The following is a 22,117-nucleotide window of genomic DNA, read 5'->3' as shown; positions in this document are numbered from 1 at the left end:
CAGGTGTGTTCATGAAAGCCATTCTCTGCTCGCAGTTCTGCGGTCCTGATGATCTCGTGTTGAGCGATATTCCCGAACCGGTTGCAGGTCCCGGTGAAGTCGTCATCGCTATCAAGTCGGCGGCGCTGAATTTCTTCGACCTGCTAATGATCCAGGGCAAGTATCAGGTGAAACCCCCGTTTCCATTTTCACCGGCGGCAGAGATCGCAGGCGTTGTGGAAAGCGTCGGCGCCGGCGTCATCGATGTGAAGCCCGGCGATCGCGTTGCAGCCTCATGCGGACACAACGGAGCGCGTCAGAAGATCGCACTGCCAGCATCGTCAGTTGTGAAGATCCCAGACAATCTCGATTTCGACCGCGCCGCGGGCATCATCGTGATCTACGGAACGGCACTGCACGCGCTGCAGGATCGCGCTGATCCGAAGCCGGGCGAAACCCTCGCCGTGTTCGGCGCCGCCGGCGGCACCGGTCTTGCTGCGTGCGAACTCGGCAAGCTGCTCGGCCTCAAGGTCATCGCCTGTGCGTCTTCCGACGAGAAGCTCGAATTCGCCAAACAGCATGGCGCCGAATTGACCATCAATTACGCCAAGGAAGATTTGAAGGAGGCGCTCAAGCGCATTGGCGGCGACAAGGGAATCGACATCGTGTTCGATCCGGTTGGCGGCGCCTATGCCGAAGCCGGTGTTCGCTCGCTAGCCTGGAAGGGACGCTTCCTGGTGATCGGCTTCGCCGCCGGCGAAATTCCAAAAATCCCGCTCAACCTGGCCTTGCTCAAGGGCTGCGATATTCGCGGGGTGTTCTGGGGCGCGTACATGCGGCGCGATCCCAAGGACGGCCGCGCCAATCTCGAAAAGCTGATGCGGTGGGCAGCAGAAGGCAAGATTTCATCTCACGTCGATCGCACCTTCCCGCTGGAGCAAACCGCCGACGCCCTGAAGGTTCTTGCCGGGCGTCAGGCCATGGGCAAGGTGATCCTTCACCCCTGATCTTCAACGCAACAAAAACGCGCGGGATAAAACCCGCGCGTTTTTTCTTGTCTGGATCTTTCCAAGCTAAGCATCACGAACATGCGGCGCTTAAGCTGCTCTCAGTCTTTCTTGTCCAGCACACGTTTCAGCGCGGTGCGTGCAGCTTCATGATGATCTGGCCGTATGTGGCTCGACACGATCCGAATAGCCGTTGCCAGCACAGCAGCGTCGTCGGTGAATCCAAGCACCGGGAGAACGTCGGGAATGAAATCGAACGGCAGCACGAAATAGGCAAGCGCGCCAAGCAACGAGACCTGAACGTGGCGCGGCGTTTCGCGGTCGAACGCGCAATAGTAAGCCGCCAGCAGCTCTTCGGCGAACGGCAGGCTGGCGACGACGCGCTTGAACTTGGTCCAGAAGCGCTTGCGTAGGCGCTCAGGATCCTTTGCCAACTCGTCGGCCGGTCCGAAATGCATGGTGTCGTCTGATGCCATCATCAGGTTCCCAGGTTCACCCATCGGCAGCGTGCCGCTGTCCTTTGTTATGTGGAAATTCCCACCGGGCGCCACAACAGCTAGCCGGCGATTTTGTTCATCGCTTCGGCCAGCGCGATGTCACGCTGGGTCACACCGCCTGCGTCATGGGTGCTCAAGACCACCTCGACGGTCTTGTAGACATTGCGCCATTCGGGGTGGTGGTCGTTCTTCTCGGCGATCAGCGCAACGCGGGTCATGAAGCCAAAGGCCTCATTAAAATTCCGAAAGGTGAAGGTTCGCGCGATCGCGTCGCGACCGGGTACGTCCGACCAACCGTTAAGACTTGCTATCGCGGTCTTCCGCGCCTCGAGGGACAGCTTTTCAACCATGTTAACCTCCTTCACCTGAACTTTACCGCGCGCACCTGCGTTCCGTCCTGGTGCCGCGGATTTGAAATTCTTCCGGGTGTAGCTGCAAGCTCTATGAAGAACTTCAAATCCAAAAGCGGCCCTAGAATCATAGGCTTGCTGGTATCCCGGTTCCGAAGCTCGCATCCAAGCCAGCCGCAAACCTGTGCGAACTTCGGAATCGGGATACTAGAACGTCGTAGGGAGCAGGACGTGCCACTCGATAAAAAAGCCTTGAAGGCTGCTAACCATGAACACCATGGAATCACCGGATATGCTATCCATTTGCTAGAGTTCCGACGCGACCCCACAGGCGTGACGAACAATGGGCATCAGTGACATGTTTTCCAGACCTGCGCTGGACCCGGCCAAGACGCCCGGCACCCTCACGCTAAGGTCCCGTAAATCGAAAGCGTTGCTGATCGTCATCGCGGCGGTGCTCGCCACCGTGGCTGCCGTGGGCGGGACGACCTATTACATGACGCGTGCGGTCCACCTGCGGATCGCAGTCGGTCCGCCGAACAGCGACGATGTGAAGGTCATTCAATCCATGGCCCAAATGTTCTCGCGTGATCGCAGCTATGTCAGGCTGCGGCCGATCGTCACTGAAGGGGCCACCGCGAGCGCCGCCAGTCTGAGCGCGGGCACCACAGACCTCGCGGTCGTGCGCGGCGATCTCGACCTGCCGAAGAATGCGCAAGCCGTTGCCAGCATTCGCAAGAACTTCGCGGTGTTGTGGGTCCCCGGCACCCAGCGCAAGGGTGCCATCACCAAGATCGAGCAACTCGCGGGCAAACGCATTGGCGTGATCGGCCGCACTCCGGCCAACATCAATTTACTGAAGGTGATCCTGACGCAATCCGGCGTAAATTTCGACAGCGTGCAGACCGTTCAGTTCAGCACCACCGGTTTTGCCGACGCTATTAAAACCGAGAAGATCGACGCCTTTCTTGCCGTCGGCCCGCTCAACAGCAAAATCACCTCCGACGCGATCGCTGCCACAGTGAAGGACAAGAAGGTCACCTTCCTGTCGATTGATACGGCCGATGCGATCGCGCAAAAATACCCGGCTTATGATTCCGGCGAAATCCCCGCAGGAACATTTGGCGCGAATCCAGCTCGGCCCGACGACAAGATCGATACCATTACGTTCGATCACCACATCGTTGCGCGCAGTTCGCTGTCGGAGACGACCGTCGGCGCGCTCACCCGTCAATTGTTCGCGATCCGCCAAAGCATCCAGAACGAATTCCCGCTCTCCGCGAAACTTGAAACGCCGGACACCGACAAAGATGCCGCGATCCCCGCACATCCTGGTGCGGCCGCCTATGTCGACGGTGAAGAAAAAACCTTCCTCGACAAATACAGCGATTATATCTGGGGCAGCTTGATGTTGCTGTCCGCACTCGGCTCCGCCGGTGCGTGGTTTGCGAGCTATCTGCGCAAGGACGAGCGCGTCACCAATTCCTCATTGCGGGAACGCTTGCTGGAAATGCTTTCGGCCGCCCGCAAGTCCACCTCCATGGAGGAACTGGACGCGATGCAGGCCGAAGCCGATGAGATCATGACCAGCACCCTGCACTGCTTTGAGGACGGTGCGATAGAAGAGGGCTCCTTGACCGCATTCAGCATTGCGCTGGAGCAGTTCCACAATGCGGTGGCCGACCGGAAGGCATTTCTGCTGCAGATGCCGGAACCTCCGACCCGCGCGCCCCGGCCTCAAGTGGCCTGAAGACTTCTCGCAGACTTACGCAGCGCCGAGCGACCCATATCGCTTGTCGATATGTTCTATGCATTTCTTCTTAGGTCGTTTCGCCAAGGCGTCACATAACCTTCCTTATTCTGTCAGGCTCACGTTGCATGGTGCCGGCCGCTGAGTCGTGGGCTGGACTCGCGCACACCTCTGGAGGCTTTCGTGACCCTTCGCATGACGCGCCGACGTTTTCTGACAACTGCTGCCGCGGGCGGCATCACCGCAGCGAGCGGCATCGCTTTGCCATACGTTAGCCGGGCAGCTGATCGCCCGATGGTATCTCACGGCGTGCAGTCGGGTGACGTCAACGTCGATAGCGGCGTAGTGTGGGCACGTGCCGACCGCCCGGCGCAGCTGATGGTCGAGGTTTCGACGACAGAGTCGTTCAAGGACGCGCGCGCGCTACCACCGATCAATGCGATGCCGGAAAACGATTTCACCGCCAAGATGCTGATCGAGGACCTGCCGTCCGATCAGACGATCTTCTACCGCGCCCGCTTTCGCGACCTGTCTCACATCAACATCGTCGGCGAGCCTGTGGTCGGCCGCTTCCGCACCGCACCGGCAAGCCGCCGCGACGTGTCCTTTGTCTGGGGCGGCGACGTCGCCGGACAAGGCTGGGGCATCAATCCAGACGATGGCGGCATGTTCACCTTCGCCTCAATGCGCAAGCACAATCCCGACTTCCTGATCCATTCCGGCGATACGATCTACGCTGACGGCGTCATTCCGTCCGAAGTCAAACTCGACAACGGCAAGGTCTGGAAAAACATCACCATTCCCGAGAAGGCGAAAGTCGCGGAAACGCTCGACGAATACCGCGCCGCGCACAAGTACAACTTCCTCGACGACAACGTCCGCGCCTTCAACGCCGAAGTGCCGATCTTCGTGCAGTGGGACGATCACGAGGTGACCAACAACTGGTCGCTGTCGAAGCAGCTGCCGGCCACATACAAAGAACGCGACATCACGCTGCTCGCGGCACGCGCAGCGAAAGCGTTCCACGAAATGTATCCGATGCGCGAAAGCATCGTTGAACCGGGCCGCGTCTACCGGACCATCAACTACGGCCCACATGTTGACGTGTTCATGCTGGACGAGCGCAGCTATCGCGGCCCGAACGGTGAGAACCTGCAGACAAGTTATGGGCCGGATGCTTATTTCATCGGGCCGGACCAACTGGCCTGGCTCAAGCGCGAATTGCTGAAGTCGAAAGCGACTTGGAAGGTGATCGCGTCCGATATGCCGCTCAGCATCATCGTGTATGACGATGCCACTGCAAAGAAGGGCTCCGAAGCCTTCGCCCAGGGCGACGGTCCGGTGCGCGGCCGCGAGTTCGAAATCGCCGACCTGCTGCGTTTCATCAAGACCGCCGGCATCCGCAACACGGTCTGGCTGACGGCTGACGTCCATTACACCGCCGCCAATTACTACAATCCCGACAAGGCCCAATTCCAGGACTTCGAGCCGTTCTGGGAGTTCGTCTCCGGCCCCTTCCACGCCGGAACTTTCGGCCCAGGAGCCATGGACAACACGTTTGGCCCCGAGGTGCGTTTCGTGAAGGCTCCGGGGGCTGACCGCCAGAACCTGCCGCCATCGGAAGGTTTCCAGTTCTTCGGCCATGTCAAAGTCGAGGGGGCGACGGGCCAAATGACCGTGACCCTCCGGGATAGGGCCGATACGGCCCTTTGGTCGATCACTTTGGACCCCAAAATGGGCTAACCAAATCCCCGAATGTGCATTGTTTTCCGGCGATTTCTGACTATATTGCGCCGCAACGCGTCCGAGTACCCGGTCCCTTTTGGGCCGGGTTTGCTTTTGCAGGGATTGCCCCAGCGCGTTTTCAGACGAGGTGACACCGGCCCGCGTCGTAGAGCGCAAGGCCAGAGCTTTGTTGAACCCGCTTTAGGGCACCCAGACCGTTAAACCAGAAGAAGACCCATGAATCTGCGCAACATCGCCATCATCGCTCACGTCGACCACGGCAAGACCACCCTCGTCGACAAACTCCTCCAGCAGTCCGGCACCTATCGCGAGAACCAGCGCGTGACCGAACGCGCGATGGATTCCAACGATCTGGAAAAAGAGCGCGGCATTACCATTCTCGCCAAGTGCACCTCGGTGCAATGGGAAGACACCCAGATCAACATCGTCGACACACCCGGCCACGCCGACTTCGGCGGTGAGGTCGAGCGCATTCTGTCGATGGTCGACGGCGTGATCGTGCTCGTCGACGCTGCCGAAGGCCCGATGCCGCAGACCAAGTTCGTGGTCGGCAAGGCGCTCAAGCTCGGCCTCAAGCCGATCGTCGCGATCAACAAGGTGGACCGTCCCGACGCGCGGATCACTGAAGTGGTCAACGAGGTGTTCGACCTGTTCGCTGCCCTCGACGCCACTGACGAGCAGCTCGACTTCCCGATTCTCTACGGCTCGGGCAAGAACGGCTGGATGGCCGACAGCCCGGATGCATCCCATGACGTCGGCATGAAGCCGCTGTTCGACCTCGTGATCAAGCATGTCGCGCCACCAGTGGTGGAAGAAGGTCCGTTCCGCCTGCTCGGCACCATCCTGGAAGCCAATCCCTATCTCGGCCGCATCATCACCGGCCGCATCGCATCCGGTTCGGTGAAGCCCAACCAGGCGGTCAAGGTGTTGTCGCGCGACGGCAAGGTGGTCGAAACCGGCCGCATCACAAAAATCCTCGCGTTCCGTGGTCTTGAGCGGCAGCCGGTGGATCTCGCCGAAGCCGGCGACATCGTCGCCATCGCAGGTCTCACCAAGGGCACTGTCGCCGACACGTTCTGCGATCCGTCGGTCGAGACGCCGATCCAGGCGCAACCGATCGATCCGCCAACCGTGTCGATGTCATTCATCGTCAACAACTCACCGCTCGCCGGCACGGAAGGCGACAAGGTCACCAGCCGCCTCATTCGCGACCGCCTGCTGCGTGAGGCCGAAGGCAACGTCGCGCTGCGCGTGGTCGAGGCCGCCGACAAGGATTCGATGGAAGTCTCCGGACGCGGCGAATTGCAGCTTGCGATCCTGATCGAAAACATGCGCCGCGAGGGTTTTGAGCTCTCCGTCTCGCGTCCGCGCGTCGTGTTCACCAAGGACGAGAACGGCAAGATTCTGGAGCCTGTCGAGGAAGTCGTCGTCGACGTCGACGAGGAATTCTCCGGCGTGGTCGTGCAGAAGATGAGCGAACGCAAGGCCGAGATGATCGAGATGCGCCCGTCCGGCGGTAACCGTTTGCGTCTGGTATTCTACGCTCCGACCCGCGGCTTGATCGGCTATCAGGGCGAGCTGATGACCGACACCCGCGGCACAGCGATCATGAACCGTTTGTTCCATGACTACCTGCCGTACAAGGGCGAGATCCAGGGCCGCCGCAACGGCGTCTTGATCTCGAACGATCAGGGCGAAGCGGTTGCCTACGCGATGTTCAAGCTGGAAGACCGCGGTCCGATGATGATCGAGCCCGGCTGGAAGGTTTACAAAGGCATGATCGTCGGCGAGCACACCCGCGACAACGACCTCGAGATCAACGTGCTCAAGGGCAAGCAGCTCACCAACATCCGCACCACGTCGAAGGACGAAGCGGTACGCCTGACGCCGCCGATTCGGATGACGCTGGAAAAGGCGCTCGCCTACATTGAGGAGGATGAACTGGTCGAGATCACACCGAAGTCGATCCGGCTGCGCAAGCGCCACCTCGATCCGAACGAGCGCAAGCGCGCTGAAAAGAGCAAGGAAGCTCTTGCAAGCTAACGCTTTCAACGATCTGTCATCTGTAAACAAATGGCCGGGCTTGTCCCGGCCATTTTTTATGAAGTTACTGGTAAAGCAGTGCGGCCATCACAACCCGGCACATGACGGGTGATATTGAATTCGCCATAATGTCGTTCGCTTCCAACATTTTATGACAGTATGACCGCCGCCATGTCCCTTCCGTCCCATATCGACGTTGCAATTATCGGAGCCGGTGCGGCAGGCCTTGCCGCGGCTCGCACGCTGGGAGATTCATCGCTCTCCATCCTCATTCTCGAAGCGCGCGATCGGATCGGCGGCCGCAGCCATACGGTCACTCTTGAGAACAACATCATCTTCGATGTCGGCTGCGAGTGGCTGCATTCAGCAGACAAAAATCCGTTCGTGACGATCGCAGACGAACTTGGATTCGCGATCGACAAGACGCGACCGCGCTGGCGCGAGCAGAGTCTCAATCTCGGCTTCCCGCCCGAACAGCGCGATGAATTTCTGAAGGCGATGGATGAATTCGACGCGCGCATCGAAGCAGCATCTGACCTTCCGGAAGATACCGTCGCGAGCAAATGGCTCGAGCCGGGCAATCGCTGGAACGCGCAGATCGATGCCATCAGCACCTACATCAACGGTTGCGAGCTGGACCAGGTTTCGACCTACGACTTTGATGCTTATGAAGACACCGGCGTGAACTGGCGACTCAGCAAGGGCTATGGCGCCCTGATTGCCGCCTATGGTGCGCCCTGCAAGGTCGTGCTCAACACGCACGTCACGCTGATCGATCATTCCGGCCAGCGGATCAGGATAGAAACCTCGCGCGGCACACTGACCGCGGACAAAGTGATCGTCACAGCATCGACTAACCTGATTGCAAACGAGTCGATTCGTTTTCATCCCGCCATTCCAGAGAAAGTCACAGCAGCGGCAGGCCTCCCGCTCGGCCTTGCCGACAAGGTGATGCTGGCACTGGACGACTCCGAATCGTTGCCGCGTGACGGCCATCTCTACGGCGCCCTCGACCGCGCTGGCACCGGTAGCTATCACCTGCGGCCCCTCGGACAGCCCTGTATCGCTGGATTTTTCGGCGGCACCTTCGCGCGCCAGCTTGAAGATGCCGGTGAAGGCGCGCTTGCAGCGCAGGCTATCGATGAACTTGTCGCGCTGATCGGCGCCGATTTTCGCAAAAAAGTTCGGCCGATCGGAGAATCGCGTTGGGCGCACGATCCGCTCGCGCTCGGCTCCTACTCGCATGCCCTGCCGGGTCATTCCGATGATCGCGCCACACTGGCGGCGCCGGTCGATGACCGCCTGTTCTTCGCAGGCGAGGCGACGTCACCGAATTTCTTCACCACAGCTCATGGTGCACAGGAAAGCGGCGTGCGCGCCGCAAAGGAAGTGATGGCCGCTTTATCGACAGCGTGACATGACGATAATCGTCAGCGCCGTTTTGCGGTGCTTCGATCCTGCCCCGCGGACGATGGCACATTCAGTCCCGATACGTTCGCGGTGAGTGACGACAGCAACCCTTCCTCTTTGCTTTCCGCCAGCCAGTGGCCCTCGTTGCCGAAGGGCGGTAGCACACGAAAATCAACCTTGCCGCCGGCGTCGCGAAAAGCGTCGGCCATGCGCTGAGATAATGCTGGCGGGAAATAGGAATCGTTCTCCGACACCAGCCACGTCACTGGAATACGCGCACCGTCACCAAGGCTCCCTGCCGCCGCGAGCAGCTTGTCCGGCGCGCAGACGTTGTCGGCACGATCATTGGCGCGGCCGCCGCGCCCGGGCGCGAATACGATGATGGCAGAAATATTTTTGGGATCCTGCTTCGCCAAAAACAGTGCGCCCCACCCTCCGGCGGAATGACCCAAGACGACAGCGGCATCCTTTCGCACAAACGGCTGCGCGTGCATGTAGCGCAACGCGGTGAGGATCGTGTCCCCCGTTCTGTGCGCGGAGAGCGTGTACTCGGCATTGTCACACTCGCCCTGGTCCTCAAGGTAAGGGCCGCCTGTCTTGCCATGGCCCAGCCGCTGCGGAACCAGCACAGCAAATCCACGCGCCACCAAGGCGGCAGCTAACCCGGAATATTCCGGTTGCGGCATTTGCGCTCTTTGCAACGGGTTCTGTATCGACGCGTGGGCGATGATTGCGAGACGGAAAGGCCCCTGTCCGGCTGGGCGAAACAACACGGCTCGCGAAGGTGTGATCGGGTCCCCGCTCGGCACCAGCCACTCCTGCCGCCGATAAGCAAACGTCTCGTTGTTCTGTGGCCCGAGCTGCACCTCAGCTACCGCCGGTGCAACGAGCAAAAAACTAACCGACAAAAACAGGCCGATAATCTGGGAGATTTTGATTTCAATCATTGCGATGCGGATAATTATCCACCGCCACCGGCCGCGCCACCGGGATCTGCAGGCAATTGTGTCCCTTTTCGAAACAGACGCCGCAAGACGTGATGCAAAAAGCTCACATATTAACTGATAATTAATGATGGACCTTGAAGCCCAGCCCGCGACTTGCTTTGATTGCATCCATGAGCACGATCCTTATCGAGGTCCGACCGGCCAAAGCGTCAGACGCGTCAGCAATTGCTGCCACGCATGACGAAGCATGGCGTTCTGCCTATCAGGGCATTATCCCCGGTGCCGAACTCGAAAAACTGATTAATCGGCGCGGCCCGCAGTGGTGGGATAGCGCGATCCGGAAGGGCAGCCGCGTCAGCGTGTTGTCCTTCGGCGACAAGATCGCCGGCTATGCCAATTACGGGCGTAACCGCGCACGCAGCCTCCACTTCGAAGGCGAGATTTACGAGCTTTACCTGCGTCCTGAGTTCCAGGGCCTCGGTTTCGGTCGCCGCCTGTTCACAGCGGCAAAACGCGATCTGGTCCAAAGCGGCCTAAAGAGCATGGTTATCTGGGCGCTGTCGGACAACGAGCCGGCTGTCGAATTCTACCGGACCCTCGGCGGGCGCATGGTTGCCCGTTCATCTGAACGATTTGGCGGCAAATCGCTCGACAAGGTCGCTTTCGCCTGGACGGCCTGATACTGCATTCCCACTAATCGAACTGGTTCCCGCCATGATGCCGACGCATCTGGCGGGTTCCAGTTTATTTGCCTGAAACACTCACCAAGGTTTGTCATGCGTATCGACGCAGTTTCTATCGGAAAGAACCCACCCGAAGACGTCAACGTCGTCATCGAAGTTCCAGTCGGCGGCGAGCCGATCAAATATGAAATGGACAAGGAAGCCGGCACGCTGGTGGTCGACCGTTTCCTCTACACGGCGATGCGTTATCCGGGGAATTACGGGTTCATTCCGCACACGCTATCCGACGACGGCGATCCTTGCGATGTGCTGGTGGCCAATACCCGCGCGATCGTGCCCGGCGCCGTGATGAGCGTGCGTCCGGTCGGCGTGCTGTTCATGGAAGATGAAGCCGGCGGCGACGAAAAAATCATCGCGGTGCCGTCATCCAAGCTCACGCAGCGCTACGACAAGGTGAAGAACTACAGCGATCTGCCGGACATCACCCTGCATCAGATCCAGCACTTCTTCGAGCACTACAAGGATCTCGAACCCAAGAAGTGGGTGAAGGTGCTCCGCTGGGGCGATGCCGAGGAAGCCCGCAAGCTGATCCTCGAAGGTATCGAGCGCGCCAAGAAGGCGAAGTAAAGCGTGACCAAAATAAAGCGGAGCGTCGAACACGCTCCGCTTTTTTATGACGGGCGATAGCTAAACACTCGGTGCAGGCAGACCCTTGATGGCACAAGCCGCCCGGAGCGTATTCACCAGCAGGCACGCCACCGTCATCTGCCCGACGCCGCCGGGCACAGGGGTAATGGCACCCGCGACATCCAACGCTTCCTGATAGGCGACGTCGCCCACCAGCCGATTTTTTCCATCAGCCCCCGGCAAGCGGTTGATGCCGACGTCAATCACAGTGGCGCCCGGCTTGAGCCAGCTTCCCTTGACCATTTCCGGCCGGCCCACCGCCGCATACACAAGGTCTGCGTGGCGGCAGATGTCGGCAAGGTCGCGTGTCCGCGAATGCGCGATCGTCACGGTCGCGTTTTCGTTCAGCAACAACTGCACCAGTGGGCGACCCACGAGGTTCGACCGTCCGATGATGACGGCATTCATACCCTCTAACGAGGCATGCACCGTCTTGGTCAAAATAATGCAGCCCAGCGGCGTACATGGCGTCAGCGCCGGCAGACCATTGGCGAGCCGCCCCGCATTGATCGGATTGAGACCGTCAACGTCCTTGGCCGGATCGATGGCATTGATGACAGCCTGAGAATCGAGCCCGGCCGGCAATGGCAATTGCACCAAAATCCCATGCACCGTGGGATCAGAATTGAGCTTCGCCACCAGCGCCATGAGATCAGCCTGCGATGTATCGGCCGGCAGCTTGTGCTCGAAGGATGTCATGCCGGCAGCTTCAGTCTGCTTCGCCTTGTTGCGGACGTAGACTTCGCTGGCGGGATCATGGCCGACGAGCACTACCGCCAGGCCCGGCGTCAGACCGTGCTCGCGTTTCACACGCGCAACCTCTTCGGCAACACGCGTACGCAGGTCGGCGGCAATTACTTTTCCATCGATGATCCGTGCTGACATCAGAGTTCTTTTATCTCCGTGAAACTTTGCAGGGCATCGCCCAATTTTTTCGGATCGCCGTCGATGGCGATCTGCTTGAGCCGTGACGTTACGCCTGACATCACACGTACACTGCTCTTCGGCACCCGCAGCGCCTTGGCAAGCAATTCGATCACGGCCCGATTGGCCTCGCCGCCCTCGGCGATGGCGCGGACGCGTACCTTCAGCACGCTGCGGCCGTTGGCCAGTGTTTCAATTCCGTCGACCGCGTCCTGACCGCCGCGGGGCGTCACCCGGATCGCAACGCTGACGCCCTGAACGGAAAATCGCCACGGCAGCGTCAAGGACGATCCGTCCCGATAATCAGATCACGTTGGGGTAGATGTAATATTCGATCACGCGCTGGATAAACATGATGATCAGGATGACAATGATCGGCGAGATATCGAGGCCGCCGAAATTCGGCATCATGTTGCGGATGGGACGCAGGACCGGCTCGGTGATTTTGTAGAGAAATTCTGCCACGGAGGCGACGAACTGGTTGCGCGTGTTCACGACGTTAAAGGCGATCAACCAGGACAAAATGGCCGATGCGATCAGCAACCAGACATACAGATTGAGAACGATCAGGATGATGTCGAGAATGGCGCGCATGGCGGATCTGGCTCGCGTGAGGAACTATTGCCTCAATACCGGTTCGCTGCCCCGCAAACAAGGGAGGTTTCCCGTGAAGGACGCCCGAAAACGGGGGGGCGGCCGTTCTTGACTTGGCGTTGTCCTGGATTGTAAATGGCCTCACTTATCGGTCGGTATTGCCGAGATAAGGGGCCATAGCTCAGCTGGGAGAGCGCGTCGTTCGCAATGACGAGGTCGGCGGTTCGATCCCGCCTGGCTCCACCAAATACCCATCCGCCGAAAGCGGTTTTTCCTTCCGACATCTCGATGCATTAGACTGTGTAGTAACCGGCCGCGGCAGAGCGGCCTGTCGCGCCATTGCGAACCAAGGAGCCTCACGTGCCCACCGAACGATTTCAATTTCCGGGCTCAGATGGCCAGATGCTGGCTGCATCCCTCGATCTTCCGTCGGGCGAGCCTGTCGCCTACGCCCTGTTGGCGCACTGCTTTACCTGCGGCAAGGACGTACTCGCAGCCAAGCGTATCGCCGACGGGCTCGCGAAGCACGGCATTGCGACATTGCGGTTTGACTTCACGGGCATCGGCGCCAGCGAAGGCGAATTCGCCAACAGCACCTTTTCGTCCAACATCGCGGACCTGGTGCTGGCGGCGGATCATCTGCGCAAGACGCACCAGGCACCGGCGATCCTGATCGGCCACAGCCTCGGCGGTGCGGCGATCCTGGCGGCGGCAGCACAAATTCCGGAAGCGAAATGCGTCGCCACAGTCGCAGCGCCTTCAGACCCTGCTCACGTCACTCATCTTTTCAAGGACCACATTCCTGCGATCCGCGAACAGGGCGAAGTCGAGGTCTCGCTGTCGGGACGGCCGTTCCGGATCAAGCGCGAGTTTCTGGATGACGTCGCCGAGCACCGCCTGCTCGACATCGTCGCCAAACTCCACAAAGCGCTGCTGATCTTTCATGCCCCGACCGACGATTACGTCAGCATCGACAATGCGACCAAGATTTTCATCGCAGCCAAACACCCCAAGAGCTTCGTTTCACTGGCTGGAGCGGATCATCTGCTGACAAAGAAACAGGACGCTCTTTACGTGGCCGACATGATAGCAGCATGGGCGGCGCGTTTTCTCGACGCGCCGGCTGCAGCTGACGCGCCATCCGCGGATGCAATTCCTGAGGGAGTTGTCGTTCGCGAAACAGGTGCAGGCAAACTGCAGCAGGAGATTCTGGTTGGCAAGCACCGTGTCATTGCCGACGAGCCAGTCGACGCGGGTGGCCTCGATAGCGGACCGGGTCCTTATGATTTCCTGCTTGCGGGTCTCGGGGCCTGCACATCCATGACAATGCGGCTTTATGCTGAGCGAAAATCGATCCCGCTGGAGCGCACCACGGTGACGCTGAAGCATAGCCGGATCTACGCCAAGGACTGCGAAACCTGCGAGACGCAGGAAGGCATGATCAGCCGCATCAATCGGACGATTACGATGGAAGGCAATCTCGATGCGGAACAGCGCAAGAAGCTGCTCGAAATCGCCGATAAATGCCCCGTGCATCGCACGCTGACATCGGAGATCGATATCGTCACCCGCGCGACAGAGTAGCCGTTATTCCGCCGCGAGCGATGCGATCGAGATCATTTCCGCATCGTTCGTCGCGGCAGCGAAACGCGGCGGACGGTGCAGCCAGTTGTCCAGGAAGGCAGAGAGCCAGGCGCGTTCAGCAAGATCGTGAACCATGCGGCCAGCGAAATGCGCGGCACGCAATTGTGCGCCGGGCATGAACGTTCGCTCATGACCACGCGTGGTCCACCGGTGCATCATGGCCTGGGTCACGTCGGGATGAAACTGGATGCCGAAGGCGCGTCCGGTGCGAAACGCCTGAATTGGGAAGTCATCGCCTTCCGCCAGCAAGTCGCACCCCACCGGAAGATCGAATCCCTCCCGATGCCAGTGATAGACGTAGGCCGGCCAGTGCTTGCAGGCTTTGTGGCCGACGTCCGTAGGTCGGATCGGATAGTATCCAATTTCAGCGCGGCCTTCCGGGTGTGGAGCGACCCGTGCCCCGAGATGCTTCGCCAGCATCTGAGCACCCAGGCAAATCCCTAGGAAGGGCTTGTTCTCTTTTAACGGAACCGCCAGCCAATCGATCTCGCGGCGGACAAAGTCGTCGCTGTCGTTGGCGCTCATCGGACCGCCGAACACCACTGCTCCGGCATAGCCCTTGAGCGTGGCGGGCAATGCGTCACCGAGAATCGGGCGGCGGATGTCGAGCGGGTGGCCAAGGGCTCGCAGGGCGTTTCCCACCCGGCCTGGGGTCGACAACGGGCCATGCAAAACGATCAGGACTGGAAGGGTGTCGGGAAGAGCCTTGGTTGAGGCAAAGCCTCCAACCTGCGTTAGACGGGGCTGCTTTGGGGCGACGAACGCTCGATCCTTGTCAGGTGGCAACATGCTTTTTCTTCGTTGGGCAGTCCCGGCGCAATAAAGCTAACGTATCGAATACCAAATTTGGAAATATTTTGTTGCCGTACTGTCGCAAAGAAGGCCTGCGCTAGCCCCGCGGTTCAAGAGTTCGCTCTGGAGCGAGACTAGCCGCGCTTGCGCTGGACCTTGGAGACCGAAGCCAACACCAGGCTGCGTGGGGCAAATCGCAGCAAAAACGGGATCATCCGGACGCCGACGCCCGGCAAGATCAGCCGCTTGTTGGCGATTAGGCCACGGTAACCGGCTCTTGCCACCGCTGCCGCCGAAACATTGAGCACAGCCGAATCAAATCCGGGGCTGAATCCCGCCCGGCCCTGAAATTCCGTCGGGACCGGTCCGGGGCAGAGCGCCGTCACCCGAACCCCCTTCGGGCCCAGTTCGCCACGCATGGCTTCGGTAAAGGACAGCACATAAGCCTTGGTGGCGTAGTACACCGCCATCCGGGGACCAGGCAGAAATGCTGAAATCGAGGCGACGTTGAGGATACCGCCGCGATGGCGGACCAGGCTCTCGGCGAACCGCAGCGACAGATCGGTCAGGACGCGAACGTTGAGATCCACCATGGCGAGCTGCTGGTTGCGATCCAGCTCCATGGCCTCGCCGAACAGGCCAAAGCCTGCATTATTGACGACCGTTTCAACCTCGACGCCCATCTTCGCCAGCGTCGCGGCGATCAGGTCGCAGGCATCGGGCTGGTGCAGATCGCAGGTGATGACGAATGGCTTCGGACCACCGGCAGCAACAATCTCGTCCGAGAGTTGCCTGAGGCGATCAGAGCGGCGGGCAATCAAAACAATCCGATTGCCATGCGTGGCGAAAATCCGCGCCAGTTCTGCGCCGATGCCCGATGAAGCTCCGGTGATCAACGTGACGCGTTCAGTCATACCTATACTTCAATGTGGTCCGGATTTTCTGGATGTCAGAAACTGAAAGACAGGAAGCAGCTTTATACCAAGACGGAAGCCTGCAGAATTACGTTGCCTTGTCGGGCGTCAGTTGACTGTCTGCGACACGACGTTTGAGGTTGACACGATCACGCGACGAAATGCCGAGCAAATCCGCGGCGCGCCACACGATGTTGTCTTCGAACTCGCTGACATTCCCATCCGCATAAACCAACTCCCACATCATCTCAATGATGCGCAGCCGGCCCACCTCATCGACAGAACGCATGATGACGCTGGTGAAGTGGTAAAGATCAACCGCCTCCCCTTCGACAAGAGTTGCGTCCGCAATCAATTTGTCCGCCGTCCCAGGATCGAGCGCGAAGCGCGTTTCAAGCAAAGTATGCAGCTTTCGCTTCTCAACCTCTGAAGGTGGCCCATCAAGCGAGATTACATGAATCAGGAGAGCTGTCGCCGCCAGACGGTAGTCACCATCACCGAAAGTGCGGGTTTCATGTCCGGAGGGGGAAACAACGTCCGCGATAAAGTGGCGTAATTTGTCCAGCATCAATCTTTGCAATCGGGAGCAGGAGGGCAGATGCCCAGTGTTCTAAAGTACGGCACCTTGATGTTCTATGGCCTGAAAATGAAACTCTGGCAATGTTTGCAGGGGTTCCCGGGTCGCCATGACCCATCCGGGCTATAGCCGAAAAGAGGATTTATTGGGGTACCCGTCACGGGATTTCGTAGATCACGACCTTGTCGGAAATTCCGCGCAGTTCCACGCTTTTCTCGACGGGGGATAGATTGGCCTTGCGTAAAAGCTCCATCACCGCCGGGGATTTTACCACCGCCCCCGTCGCATTGATCGCCTGTGCGCCGGCCTGCCCCTGGACCCGCGCGGCGATATTTACCGTCTGTCCAAAATAGTCCTGCCGCTCGTTAAGCATAACCGCAAGGCATGCCCCTTCATGGATGCCGATCTTGACCAGCAGATCCTGCGTCCCACGCTCTTCGTTCAACGCATCCATGGCCTTGCGCATGCGCAGTCCCGCCGCGATGGCCTGTTCGGGTCGCACAAAGGTCGCCATCACCGCATCGCCGATGGTTTTCACCACCGCGCCAGCCTCAGATGCGATGATCTCCAGCAACGCGCGGAAGTGGGCTCGGACAAGGTCAAAGGCAGCTAGATCCCCGACACGCTCGTAAAGTGCGGTGGAGCCCTTGAGATCGGTAAACAGGAATGTCAGCGAGGTGATCTTGAGACGCTGATCGATGTTCAGATTGTCGGCCTTGTAAACGTCGCGGAACGTTTGATTGGCGAGAATCCGCTTCGCGGTGACAATTGGCTTGCGCTTGCCGAGCAGGTCATGCAGCGCTTCGCCCGCAATCCAGACCGAAGGCAGCACACGCGCGTCGGTCTGATTTTCCAGCGACAGACGCAACGGGCCCGGATGCATGGGAATCGTGCCCGTCGGAGCATGCACACCGTCGAAGGTCATCGACGCTGTCTGTTTCTCACGCGATGGCTCGCCTCTGACATCGAGGAACAGCGCCGAATGCGTGACGGGCTCGAACACGATCACGAACTCCGCAGGCAGTTGAAGCGGCAGCACCGCCTTTTCCCCGGGTGGCAGTTCGATCGCCTCCAGCGTCGCCTCATCAACGAGGCGCCCGAAGGAATCTTCTGAGATATCGATACCCGAGCTCCAGAAGATCTGACGCCAGTAATCCCAGTTCGGCAGGGTGTTCGGATCATGAGCCGCGATGCGTCGCACCCGCGGACTGACTGTGAAAGCCACCTCGACCTGATCGTCGACCGAAGGTTCATAACCCGCCGCGCACAGACCGCAGTGATAGTCCTCAGGACGTAATTGCTTCAGCGTATCGTGCGCACCCAGCACGCCGCTGCATCCCGGACATAGTACATTCCATGTCAGGTCGAAAATGCCGAGCCGCGAGGCATGAAGGAATGCCGATATAACCGGCTCTTCACCGAGATCCGCCTTGGCGGCGAATTCGATCAGATTGATTCGATTCAGCTCGTGATCAGCGCCGGTCTTGATCAGATCTTGGATCGCATTGACCACCTTCGGATCGGCAGTCTGCTTCAGGACAGAGAAAAGTGATTGGACGTCGCTCATGGCCGGATTTTACGGCAGAACGGACGCGTATCCAAGCAATCCATGCGACCTAAGGCGGCCTAAGGTGGCCTAAGGTGGCCGGTGAAACGGCCGCCTGTCACATTTTCGTATCATCCGCGGGCATTCTGGCGCGGCCAGAACGCAACCCCTCAGTTGCCGTAGAGATACTCCGGCAGCCAAAGCGTCAGACCCGGCCATATGTACATGAGCACCATGCAAATGATGACGATCAACATATAGGGCATCATGCCGCCAAAGATCTGATTGAGCGTCACGTGGGATGGCGCCACTCCTTTCAGATAGAAGGCCGACATCGCTACCGGCGGCGACAGGAATGCCGCCTGCAGATTGACGAACACCAGCACGCCCCACAGGATCGGATCGATGCCGAAATGTTTGAGCATCGGCAGGAAGATCGGCACGAAGATCACGATGATCTCGGTCCATTCCAGCGGCCAGCCCAGAATGAAGATGATCGCCTGCGACAGGATCATGAACTGAAGTGGCGTCAGGTTCAGCGACAGCACCCAGCTTTCCAGCAGCGCCTGCCCGCCGAGGATGGCGAACACTGCCGAGAACAGGGCAGAGCCGACGAACAGCCAGCACACCATCGACGTCGTCTTCGCCGTCAGGAAGACGGCTTCCTTGGTGCGCTTCCAGTCCAGGGTTCGCGCCTGGAAGGCGAGCAGGAAAGCACCGGCCGCTCCGACAGCAGCCGACTCTGTGGCGGTCGTGATTCCGAGCAGGATCACTGCAAGCACTATCACCGTCAGGATGCCCAGCGGCATCACCGACGTGATCAGCAGCCGAAGAACCTCGAACTGCTCCGCTTCCATGGTCCAATAATAGTAAAACAGCAGCAGCAGCAGGATCGCCGCCGTAAAGGCAAAGTAAGTGTAGAACTGCGGGGGCGGCCCCGCCGCCACAGGGGCTGCTGTTCCGCCCTTCTGCAGTTCAGCGCTGCCCATCTGCTGTAGGGTCTCGGACGCACCTTCCTTTTCACTGCTCGCGGCGCCGGCCGAACCACCCAGCTCTTCAAGCTTTTCTTCTGCGGGCTCCGTTGACTGGCTTGCCCCGCTGCCGAGTTGCTCGACGGCCGTCGCGGTCGGTGACGCGATATCCGGCTGCTGGTGGATCACAACATACCACCATGCGCCCCACAACGTTCCCAACGTGAGCACCAGCGGAACCAGTGCAAAGCCGAGGTTCTTGAGCAACATCTTGTAACCGACGTGAACGCCGTCAGCCGTGATTGCCAGGGCCTTCGACGGCGCCAACACCGCTGCGAGCAACGCCGGCAGCAATTTGCGGGAGTAGCTTTGCTGAAGCTGACTGACCCAAGGCCGCACCGGCACACGTGTCTCTTCCTCGGACAGCTTTGGTGCGATCTTGGGATTCAGCAATGCCCACCCGATAATGTAGATCAGGTAGAGCAACGCCAGGAAAAATCCCGGGAACATTGCCGCCGCGTAAAGTTTGACGACCGACTGCCCCGCCACGGCAGCGTAAACAATGATCATGACCGATGGCGGAATCAGAATACCGAGCGTACCGCCCGCAGTGATGACGCCCGAAGCAAGCTTCACGTCATAACCGGCCTTCAGCATCGGGTTGAAGGCAATTACGCCCATGAGCACCACCACCGCGCCGACAAGGCCGCTGGCGATCCCCCAGAACGTACAGACGATCAGCGTCGCCACAGCAAGCGATGCAGGCACGCGGCGGAACGCAAGCTGGATCGAATAGAACATCTTGTCCACCAGCGCGCCGCGTTCCATCACGTAGCCCATCAGCACGAAGAGCGGGATGGAGATCAGCACGTCGTTGGTCATCGCGCCGTAAGTGCGCTGGACCATCAGGTCGAAGATGTGATTATCGCCCCAGGCTTCTCCGGCACGATGATAGGCAAAGAAGCCGAAGAACATGCCGAGGCCCATCAGCGTGAAGGCCGTCGGGAAACCCATCATGATGACGACCACGATGAGCCCGAGCATCAAAAGTCCAAGTGCCGGATCGCTCATCGATTCAATTCCCCGCCCATGCCGCGTTGCCGCGCGCTCTCTTCAATATTTTGCGCCTGCTCGATCGCCATCTTGCGTGATGCTTCATCGACGTACTGGCTTTGAGCGAGTTGCTCCTCCACCACGTCGATCTCGGAGACGTCCTTCAGACGTTCCGGCCATACTCCTGTCCTGAGACAAATGACGCTGCGCATGATTTCCGCCAGGCCTTGCAGCAGCAACAATGCGCCCGCGAGCGGGATCATGAATTTGAAGTGGTAGACCGGAGGGCCATCGGCCGTGACGTTCGAATGTTCATTGATGCGCCAGGAGTCGTAGGCGTAGTCCCAACCGGCATAAACGAGGGCGGCGATACCGGGCAGAAAAAACACAATGTAGAGCACAAAGTCCAATAAGGCCTGGGTGCGTGGACGCATCGAACTGTAGAGAAAATCGCCGCGCACGTGGCCGTTCTGCGCCAGCGTGTACGCGCCACAGAGCATAAACAGTGTGCCGTACAGCATGTTCGACGCATCGAAGATCCACGCGGTCGGCATGTTGATGATGTAGCGCTTGAAGACCTCGAGACATACGAGAGTCATCAGGCCGATGATCAACCACGCCGCGATCTTTCCGGTCCACGTGCTGATACCGTCGATGGTGTATAATAAACGCTGCGCTTTCATGTGCGTGCGCCCGCCAAAGTATGAGGATCGTCAAAAATTCTTGAAACGATACGAAGCACCACCCGGGATTTTGATCCCGGATGATGCCCCAATCGCAGCAGGTGATTCCGTTAGGTCTTCTTCTTGGCGTTCGGCCCGAAGTAGTGATTATAAGCCATGCGCCGGTTGACCACCGTATCCTGCTCCCATTGCGTTGCGCGTTTGGCAAACGCCAGTTGGGATTCGACGATCTCCTTGAACAGCGGATTTTCCGTAGACTTCTTGGCGACAACCTCGTCGTAAACCTCAAGCTGCCTCTGCAGGACCGAGTCAGGCGTCTTGTAGAATTTGACCTTGTCCTTGGTCTGCATCTCCTCGTAGTCCTTGGAATAGCGATCGATCGCTTTCCACGTCATGTCCTGGCTCGCAGCCTCCGTCGCGTTGGCGATGATCGCCTTCATCTTCTCCGGCAGCGCGTCGTACTTGGTCTTGTTGAACATGATTTCGAACTGTTCGGCATTCTGATGATAGCTCTGCAGCATGCAGATCTTGGAGACATCAGGGAAACCGAGAATACGGTCCGACGATGCGTTGTTGAACTCGGCCGCATCGAGCAGGCCGCGATCCATCGCCGAGACGATTTCACCACCAGGCAACGCGTTGACCGCGGCACCCAGGCCGGTGAACACGTCGATCGAGATGCCGACGGTGCGGAATTTTGTGCCCTTCAGATCGTCCGACTTGGTCACTGGCTTCTTGAACCAGCCAAGTGGCTGCGTCGGCATTGGCCCATAGGGAAACGAGACGACGTTTGCGCCGATCGACGCGTAAAGCTTTGCCAGCAACTCCTTGCCGCCGCCATACTTGTGCCAGGCGAGCAGCATGTTGGCGTCCATTCCGTAACCGGGCCCGGATCCCCACAAGGCCAACGCAGTTTGCTTGCCGTAGTGGTAGACGAGCACACCGTGTCCACCGTCGAGTGTCCCCTTTGAGACTGCGTCGAGCAGGCCAAACGCCGGAACGACGGCGCCCGCGGGCAGCACTTCGATCTTGAGATCGCCACCGGTCATGTCGTTGACCTTCTTGGCGTAGTCCAGCGCGTACTCGTGGAAGATATCTTTCGCCGGCCATGTGCTCTGCCAGCGCATGCTGATCGGTCCCTGCGATTGCGCGATCGCCGGTGTTGCGACAGTCGCAGCCGCACCGGCCGCCGCCGCTTTCAAAAAGCGGCGGCGTGTCGGCTTGTCTTTCTTCGATTCGGTCATTGTGTTCTCCCCTGCTTAAGTCAGCCGTTTTGATTGGCTTCTTGTGATTGATCGCAAGACAAGGGCTTGCGCTGGG

21 protein-coding genes and 1 tRNA gene are annotated in these 22,117 nt (G+C 59.2%); 9 read left to right on the top strand and 13 right to left on the bottom strand.

Annotated features, from left to right (window positions below; all coding sequences use genetic code 11):
- Positions 1–11 precede the first annotated feature (11 nt).
- Complete coding sequence (locus ACZ5C3_RS01250) at positions 12–986, top strand: NADPH:quinone oxidoreductase family protein (RefSeq protein WP_464034660.1); 975 nt, start codon at positions 12–14, stop codon at positions 984–986.
- Positions 987–1,087: 101 nt separating this feature from the next.
- Here ACZ5C3_RS01250 and ACZ5C3_RS01245 read toward each other — a convergent pair whose 3' ends face one another.
- Together ACZ5C3_RS01245 and ACZ5C3_RS01240 are read right to left on the bottom strand one after the other, a co-directional pair.
- Positions 1,088–1,462, bottom strand: coding sequence for a YkvA family protein (locus tag ACZ5C3_RS01245; protein WP_464034658.1), 375 nt, complete (start codon positions 1,460–1,462; stop codon positions 1,088–1,090).
- A gap of 80 nt (positions 1,463–1,542) precedes the next feature.
- Positions 1,543–1,848: a 4a-hydroxytetrahydrobiopterin dehydratase gene (locus ACZ5C3_RS01240; protein WP_464034656.1), complete on the bottom strand. Its 306-nt coding sequence runs from the start codon at positions 1,846–1,848 to the stop codon at positions 1,543–1,545.
- A gap of 328 nt (positions 1,849–2,176) precedes the next feature.
- Here ACZ5C3_RS01240 and ACZ5C3_RS01235 point away from each other — a divergent pair, with 328 nt between their 5' ends.
- The 4 genes from ACZ5C3_RS01235 (at position 2,177) to ACZ5C3_RS01220 (ending at position 8,788) form a co-directional block, all read left to right on the top strand.
- The gene (locus ACZ5C3_RS01235; RefSeq protein ID WP_464034655.1) at positions 2,177–3,583 is read left to right on the top strand and encodes a TAXI family TRAP transporter solute-binding subunit; all 1,407 of its coding nucleotides are present in this window, start codon (positions 2,177–2,179) and stop codon (positions 3,581–3,583) included.
- A 195-nt stretch (positions 3,584–3,778) separates the two neighbouring features.
- Positions 3,779–5,326, top strand: a complete 1,548-nt coding sequence (locus ACZ5C3_RS01230) for an alkaline phosphatase D family protein (RefSeq protein ID WP_464038465.1) — start codon at positions 3,779–3,781, stop codon at positions 5,324–5,326.
- A gap of 219 nt (positions 5,327–5,545) precedes the next feature.
- Complete coding sequence (gene typA / locus ACZ5C3_RS01225) at positions 5,546–7,372, top strand: translational GTPase TypA (protein WP_464034654.1); 1,827 nt, start codon at positions 5,546–5,548, stop codon at positions 7,370–7,372.
- Positions 7,373–7,543: 171 nt separating this feature from the next.
- Complete coding sequence (locus ACZ5C3_RS01220) at positions 7,544–8,788, top strand: flavin monoamine oxidase family protein (protein WP_464034652.1); 1,245 nt, start codon at positions 7,544–7,546, stop codon at positions 8,786–8,788.
- 14 nt (positions 8,789–8,802) lie between these two features.
- Here the strand turns inward: ACZ5C3_RS01220 and ACZ5C3_RS01215 are convergent, their stop codons facing one another.
- The gene (locus ACZ5C3_RS01215; protein ID WP_464034650.1) at positions 8,803–9,729 is read right to left on the bottom strand and encodes an alpha/beta hydrolase family protein; all 927 of its coding nucleotides are present in this window, start codon (positions 9,727–9,729) and stop codon (positions 8,803–8,805) included.
- A gap of 170 nt (positions 9,730–9,899) precedes the next feature.
- Between ACZ5C3_RS01215 and ACZ5C3_RS01210 the strand changes: the two genes are divergently transcribed.
- Both ACZ5C3_RS01210 and ppa read left to right on the top strand, forming a co-directional pair.
- Positions 9,900–10,409 (top strand): GNAT family N-acetyltransferase, encoded by a 510-nt coding sequence (locus ACZ5C3_RS01210; protein WP_424628884.1) that lies wholly within the window; start codon positions 9,900–9,902, stop codon positions 10,407–10,409.
- 96 nt (positions 10,410–10,505) lie between these two features.
- Positions 10,506–11,039, top strand: a complete 534-nt coding sequence (gene ppa / locus ACZ5C3_RS01205; protein WP_464034649.1) for an inorganic diphosphatase — start codon at positions 10,506–10,508, stop codon at positions 11,037–11,039.
- 60 nt (positions 11,040–11,099) lie between these two features.
- Here the strand turns inward: ppa and folD are convergent, their stop codons facing one another.
- Genes folD through ACZ5C3_RS01190 form a run of 3 tightly spaced genes read right to left on the bottom strand, consistent with a single transcriptional unit; the run spans position 11,100 to position 12,617 of the window.
- Complete coding sequence (gene folD, locus ACZ5C3_RS01200; RefSeq protein ID WP_464034647.1) at positions 11,100–11,984, bottom strand: bifunctional methylenetetrahydrofolate dehydrogenase/methenyltetrahydrofolate cyclohydrolase FolD; 885 nt, start codon at positions 11,982–11,984, stop codon at positions 11,100–11,102.
- Complete coding sequence (locus ACZ5C3_RS01195; RefSeq protein WP_464034646.1) at positions 11,984–12,307, bottom strand: DUF167 domain-containing protein; 324 nt, start codon at positions 12,305–12,307, stop codon at positions 11,984–11,986. The genes folD and ACZ5C3_RS01195 overlap by 1 nt, the downstream gene beginning before the upstream one ends.
- Before the next feature lie 19 nt (positions 12,308–12,326).
- Entirely contained in the window at positions 12,327–12,617 is a 291-nt protein-coding gene (locus ACZ5C3_RS01190) for a YggT family protein (protein WP_424628880.1), read from the bottom strand.
- A 170-nt stretch (positions 12,618–12,787) separates the two neighbouring features.
- On the opposite strand from ACZ5C3_RS01190, the gene ACZ5C3_RS01185 reads away from it, so the two are divergent.
- A tRNA-Ala gene (locus ACZ5C3_RS01185) sits at positions 12,788–12,863 on the top strand.
- A 114-nt stretch (positions 12,864–12,977) separates the two neighbouring features.
- Positions 12,978–14,201, top strand: a complete 1,224-nt coding sequence (locus ACZ5C3_RS01180) for a bifunctional alpha/beta hydrolase/OsmC family protein (protein ID WP_464034644.1) — start codon at positions 12,978–12,980, stop codon at positions 14,199–14,201.
- 3 nt (positions 14,202–14,204) lie between these two features.
- On the opposite strand, the gene ACZ5C3_RS01175 is transcribed toward ACZ5C3_RS01180, so the two are convergent.
- From ACZ5C3_RS01175 to ACZ5C3_RS01145, 7 genes are all read right to left on the bottom strand, one after another.
- Positions 14,205–15,050 (bottom strand): glutamine amidotransferase, encoded by an 846-nt coding sequence (locus tag ACZ5C3_RS01175; RefSeq protein WP_464034642.1) that lies wholly within the window; start codon positions 15,048–15,050, stop codon positions 14,205–14,207.
- A 137-nt stretch (positions 15,051–15,187) separates the two neighbouring features.
- A complete protein-coding gene (locus ACZ5C3_RS01170) occupies positions 15,188–15,967 on the bottom strand; it encodes an SDR family NAD(P)-dependent oxidoreductase (protein WP_464044446.1) in 780 nt (259 codons plus the stop codon).
- A gap of 88 nt (positions 15,968–16,055) precedes the next feature.
- Positions 16,056–16,535: a tellurite resistance TerB family protein gene (locus ACZ5C3_RS01165; protein ID WP_464044445.1), complete on the bottom strand. Its 480-nt coding sequence runs from the start codon at positions 16,533–16,535 to the stop codon at positions 16,056–16,058.
- Positions 16,536–16,701: 166 nt separating this feature from the next.
- Positions 16,702–18,111 carry a DUF5939 domain-containing protein gene (locus tag ACZ5C3_RS01160; RefSeq protein WP_464034641.1) on the bottom strand — a complete coding sequence of 470 codons (1,410 nt, stop codon included), beginning with the start codon at positions 18,109–18,111 and terminating at the stop codon, positions 16,702–16,704.
- A gap of 149 nt (positions 18,112–18,260) precedes the next feature.
- The gene (locus ACZ5C3_RS01155; RefSeq protein WP_464044444.1) at positions 18,261–20,132 is read right to left on the bottom strand and encodes a TRAP transporter large permease; all 1,872 of its coding nucleotides are present in this window, start codon (positions 20,130–20,132) and stop codon (positions 18,261–18,263) included.
- Positions 20,129–20,797: a TRAP transporter small permease subunit gene (locus ACZ5C3_RS01150; protein WP_464034639.1), complete on the bottom strand. Its 669-nt coding sequence runs from the start codon at positions 20,795–20,797 to the stop codon at positions 20,129–20,131. The genes ACZ5C3_RS01155 and ACZ5C3_RS01150 overlap by 4 nt, the downstream gene beginning before the upstream one ends.
- A gap of 110 nt (positions 20,798–20,907) precedes the next feature.
- Entirely contained in the window at positions 20,908–22,041 is a 1,134-nt protein-coding gene (locus tag ACZ5C3_RS01145) for a TRAP transporter substrate-binding protein (RefSeq protein WP_464034637.1), read from the bottom strand.
- Positions 22,042–22,117 lie beyond the last annotated feature (76 nt).

It is taken from the genome of Afipia dichlorophenoxyacetatis (genome assembly GCF_055386385.1).
This window is presented reverse-complemented; position numbering and strand designations above follow the sequence as displayed.

Coding starts and splice junctions, on each gene's coding strand:
- ACZ5C3_RS01250 (WP_464034660.1), top strand. CDS start 12: ATGAAAGCCATTCTCTGCTCGCAGTTCTGCGGTCCTGATGATCTCGTG.
- ACZ5C3_RS01245 (WP_464034658.1), bottom strand. CDS start 1,462: ATGGCATCAGACGACACCATGCATTTCGGACCGGCCGACGAGTTGGCA.
- ACZ5C3_RS01235 (WP_464034655.1), top strand. CDS start 2,177: ATGGGCATCAGTGACATGTTTTCCAGACCTGCGCTGGACCCGGCCAAG.
- ACZ5C3_RS01230 (WP_464038465.1), top strand. CDS start 3,779: ATGACGCGCCGACGTTTTCTGACAACTGCTGCCGCGGGCGGCATCACC.
- typA (WP_464034654.1), top strand. CDS start 5,546: ATGAATCTGCGCAACATCGCCATCATCGCTCACGTCGACCACGGCAAG.
- ACZ5C3_RS01220 (WP_464034652.1), top strand. CDS start 7,544: ATGTCCCTTCCGTCCCATATCGACGTTGCAATTATCGGAGCCGGTGCG.
- ACZ5C3_RS01215 (WP_464034650.1), bottom strand. CDS start 9,729: ATGATTGAAATCAAAATCTCCCAGATTATCGGCCTGTTTTTGTCGGTT.
- ACZ5C3_RS01210 (WP_424628884.1), top strand. CDS start 9,900: ATGAGCACGATCCTTATCGAGGTCCGACCGGCCAAAGCGTCAGACGCG.
- ppa (WP_464034649.1), top strand. CDS start 10,506: ATGCGTATCGACGCAGTTTCTATCGGAAAGAACCCACCCGAAGACGTC.
- folD (WP_464034647.1), bottom strand. CDS start 11,984: ATGTCAGCACGGATCATCGATGGAAAAGTAATTGCCGCCGACCTGCGT.
- ACZ5C3_RS01190 (WP_424628880.1), bottom strand. CDS start 12,617: ATGCGCGCCATTCTCGACATCATCCTGATCGTTCTCAATCTGTATGTC.
- ACZ5C3_RS01175 (WP_464034642.1), bottom strand. CDS start 15,050: ATGTTGCCACCTGACAAGGATCGAGCGTTCGTCGCCCCAAAGCAGCCC.
- ACZ5C3_RS01170 (WP_464044446.1), bottom strand. CDS start 15,967: ATGACTGAACGCGTCACGTTGATCACCGGAGCTTCATCGGGCATCGGC.
- ACZ5C3_RS01165 (WP_464044445.1), bottom strand. CDS start 16,535: ATGCTGGACAAATTACGCCACTTTATCGCGGACGTTGTTTCCCCCTCC.
- ACZ5C3_RS01160 (WP_464034641.1), bottom strand. CDS start 18,111: ATGAGCGACGTCCAATCACTTTTCTCTGTCCTGAAGCAGACTGCCGAT.
- ACZ5C3_RS01155 (WP_464044444.1), bottom strand. CDS start 20,132: ATGAGCGATCCGGCACTTGGACTTTTGATGCTCGGGCTCATCGTGGTC.
- ACZ5C3_RS01150 (WP_464034639.1), bottom strand. CDS start 20,797: ATGAAAGCGCAGCGTTTATTATACACCATCGACGGTATCAGCACGTGG.
- ACZ5C3_RS01145 (WP_464034637.1), bottom strand. CDS start 22,041: ATGACCGAATCGAAGAAAGACAAGCCGACACGCCGCCGCTTTTTGAAA.